Raw genomic sequence first — 3911 nt, 5'->3', positions numbered from 1 at the left:
GATATGATTATATTAAACAGATACCGTGTTTCAAACAAGAGCAGATTTAAAGTATTCTTAATTACATCAATCGTTTTACTGATACTTCTGACATCAATGGTTACATATACAGTAAAAGCTTATTCCTACAGCGAAATAAAATATATAGAGCTACAAATCAATTCAGGCGACACGATTTGGGATATAGCAAAGGAATATGGACAGACAAACTCCATAAGAAAAGACGTATACGAAATAATGAAGTTTAATGATCTGCCCGATGGATATATATATCCAGGACAGACCATTAAGGTTCAAGTAAAAGAGTAACTTGCGAGTCTTTGACATAAGACTCGCAAGTCATTTTTTGTAGAATAAATCAAATGTAAAAATGACTAATTCTCACATCCAGAACAAATGTTCGGAGTGTTTATTTTTTCTTGTCTTTTTTGATAAAATCACTTAATGGATTTTTTTCTACAGCCTTTTTAAGCCTTTCATCATTTATATGGGTGTAGATTTGTGTAGTAGATACACTTTCGTGGCCAAGGATTTCCTGAAGAGCCCTTATGTCTACATTACCGTGTTGATACATTAAGGTGGCTGCTGTATGTCTTAATTTGTGAGGGGAATATTTTTCATCTGCGAAACCTGCATTCAATATATGTTTTTTCAATAGATGCTGGATTGCCTTTGGTGATATTCTTTGTTTCCTTGAACTTAAGAATAGGGCATTATCTTTTTCATCAGCTGGGTCAGGTCTAACTGTCAAATAGTCATTTATAGATTCTAGTACGGAATCATTCAAATAAACTGTTCTTTCTTTGTTTCCTTTACCAACAACTGTAAGAGTATCATTTTTAATACTGGTTATGTTTATACTCACCAGCTCTGAAAGTCTTATACCACAGTTTAGAAAAGTCATAATTATAGCAAAATCACGTACTGCATATCGACCTTCGATTGAATCAAGAAGCTTCTTTGCATCATCAAGGGTTAAATGTATTGGATGCCTTGCTTCAATCTTCGGAGATTCAAGATTTTCGGCAGGGTTTTTTTCAATTACATTTATTACATAAAAAAGATACTTGAAAAAAGATCTTAAGCTAGCAACTTTTCTTGCCTTTGTTTTATTGTTGTTCTTTTTGATCCTGTCCACAAAGGATATGAAGGAGTGGAGGTCCTGTAGCTTAACTTGCTGCAAGAAATCCTCTGAAAATGAATTTATATCAATATTGTTAAAAACTTTTTCATCCGTAAGCTTAAACCTCATTCCACAAAATCTGTAGAAGGTCCTTAAATCAAGAAAGTACTCCTTAGCCGTCTTTTCGGATTTACCTTTGATGGTTTCAGTGTAATTTATAAAATCTCCCAGTAGAGTAGGGGCTGAAAAGTAGTCCATATTTACCTCCTGCTAAATATTTGTTTTGTCGCAAAATACTTATTTTGCGACAAAATCGATTAATTTATTATAATTATACCGTATTTTCCAATTTATTTCAACCTCTTATTCTAGTATTTCATACATTTTCATTTATGCCATGTTAATATGTATTGATTTGCTATCTCACGTTATTTTCATCTGTTTTAAACAATTCCAACTTGTTTTGCATATAATTTACCCTTGAAATATTTTTAACCTTCTTAAAATCGAAATCTCAAAGCTTTTTTCTTGGTTGTATCCTTTAATTAAGTTTCTTGATTATCATGATGTAAATTTTAATTAGCCAATCCTGTAAGTTCGAATTTTTAACAATAAAAAACCGCCAAATATGGCGGTTTTATTTTTGTTATCTAAAGTATCCTGTTAGAATATAAAAAAATCTCAAGATATGATATCCTGAGATTTTAGTTTTAATACTTAGACATTAAGTTCAACCTTCATACCTAGCAGATTTTTATTTTCTTCAAGTATAGGTTTTATTGCTTCATTATAAAACACATCAACTTGTTCTGATGATCTTCCTATAAATTTCTTGGCATCTATAATTTCCAAGATTTCTTTTTCGTTCAAAACAATTTTATCTGATTTAATCATTCTTTCTATCAAGTCGTTTTTGTTTCCAAACTTCTTAACTTGTTCTCCAGCTTCCATAGATAAAACTCTGATTTCTTCATGTAAATCCTGTCTGTCACCACCACGTTTTACGGCTTCCATTATTATGTTTTCAGTAGCCATGAACGGCAATTCTTCATTGATGTGCTTTTCTATGACTTTTTCGTTTACAACCATGCCCTGGAATATGTTTATTGCAATTTCAAGTACGGAATCGCATCCAAGGAATGTTTGAGGTATTGAAAGTCTTTTGTTTGCAGAGTCGTCAAGAGTTCTTTCAAACCACTGTGCCGATGCTGTATCTTCAGTATTGTGGGATGTATTTATAACGAATCTTGACAATGCAGCTATTCTTTCACTTCTCATAGGATTTCTCTTGTAAGCCATCGCCGAAGAACCTATCTGTGTTTTCTCAAATGGTTCTTCTATTTCCTTAAGATTTTGAAGAAGTCTGATGTCGTTTGTCATCTTATGAAGAGATTGTCCAATTCCACTTAAAATCTTGGTCACACTAACATCAATCTTTCTTGAATAAGTTTGTCCAGTAAGATAATAGGAACTCTCAAAACCAAGTTTATTTGCAACCATTTTATCTAGTTTGTTTACCTTTGAAGTATCCCCTTCAAAAAGCTTGAGATAACTCGCCTGAGTGCCAGTAGTACCTTTTGTACCTCTTAATTTTAAGTTTTCAATAACATATATAAGGTCATTATAGTCAAAATACAGATCCTGAAGCCACAATCCTGCCCTCTTGCCTATTGTGGTAAGCTGAGCAGGTTGAAAATGCGTATATCCAAGAGTAGGCATATTCTTGTATTCAAGAGCAAATTCCGACATTACATACAAAAGGTTCACAAGTTTCTTCTTAACAATTTCAAGTGCTTCTTTTATTTGTAAAATATCCGTATTGTCCCCTACAAAGGCACTGGTAGCCCCCAAATGGATTATAGGCTTTGCTTTTGGGCACTGGGCACCAAATGTATGTACATGAGCCATAACGTCATGTCTTACTTCTTTTTCCTTCTTCCTGGCCATTTCAAAATCTATATTGTATATATTTTCCTTCATTTCATTGATCTGTTCATCTGTTATATCAAGACCAAGTTCTTTTTCAGATTCAGCCAATGCAATCCAGAGCTTTCTCCAGTAAGAAAACTTGTTTTCATCTGAAAAGACATAACTCATTTCCTTGCTTCCATATCTCGTTATAAGTGGATTTTTATAAGATTTTGTATCTATAGTAATCACTTCCTTGTTTTTTTATAATATTCAATAAAAAGAAGTAAACTAAAAGTTTACTTCTTAATTTTATCTTTAAGTGGTAATTTTATTTTGCGTATTCTATTGCTCTTGTCTCTCTTAATACATTTACTTTTATTTGACCTGGGTATTCAAGTTCATCTTCAATTCTTTTTACAATATTCTTTGCTATAACAACTATGCTTGAATCATTTACATCTTCAGGCTTAACCATAATTCGGATTTCTCTACCTGCCTGAATTGCAAAGGATTTTTCAACACCGTCAAAAGAATTTGCGATTTCTTCAAGATTTTCAAGTCTTTTAATGTATGATTCTAATGTTTCTCTTCTTGCTCCAGGTCTTGCTGCAGATATTGCATCTGCTGCTTGAACTATTACCGCTTCAACGGTTTTAGCTTCTATATCACCATGATGTGCTTCGATTGCATGTATAACTTTACTGTTTTCTTTATATTTCCTAGCCAAATCAGCACCAATTGTAACGTGGGGACCTTCAACCTCATGGTCTACAGCTTTTCCCAAGTCGTGAAGCAAACCAGCTCGTTTTGCAATTTTTACATCGGCACCCAGCTCAGCTGCCATTATTGCACTTAAATGGGCAACCTCTATAGAATG

4 protein-coding genes are annotated in these 3911 nt (G+C 33.2%); 1 reads left to right on the top strand and 3 read right to left on the bottom strand.

The features are described from left to right. A partial coding sequence (locus tag AC3AX0_RS08815; protein WP_487549927.1) for a LysM peptidoglycan-binding domain-containing protein occupies nt 1–309 on the top strand: 309 nt, incomplete at its 5' end. Between the two features lie 100 nt (nt 310–409). Here AC3AX0_RS08815 and AC3AX0_RS08810 read toward each other — a convergent pair. The 3 genes from AC3AX0_RS08810 to AC3AX0_RS08800 form a co-directional block, all read right to left on the bottom strand. Next, nucleotides 410–1381, bottom strand: coding sequence for a tyrosine recombinase XerC (locus AC3AX0_RS08810; protein ID WP_487549926.1), 972 nt, complete (start codon nt 1379–1381; stop codon nt 410–412). Between the two features lie 459 nt (nt 1382–1840). Continuing rightward, nucleotides 1841–3274, bottom strand: coding sequence for an adenylosuccinate lyase (purB, locus tag AC3AX0_RS08805; RefSeq protein WP_487549928.1), 1434 nt, complete (start codon nt 3272–3274; stop codon nt 1841–1843). Between the two features lie 88 nt (nt 3275–3362). Further along, nucleotides 3363–3911: HD domain-containing protein (locus AC3AX0_RS08800; protein WP_487549925.1), on the bottom strand; the 549-nt coding region annotated here is incomplete at its 5' end.

The sequence above is a fragment of the Dethiosulfatibacter sp. genome (genome assembly GCF_983023055.1).
This window is presented reverse-complemented; position numbering and strand designations above follow the sequence as displayed.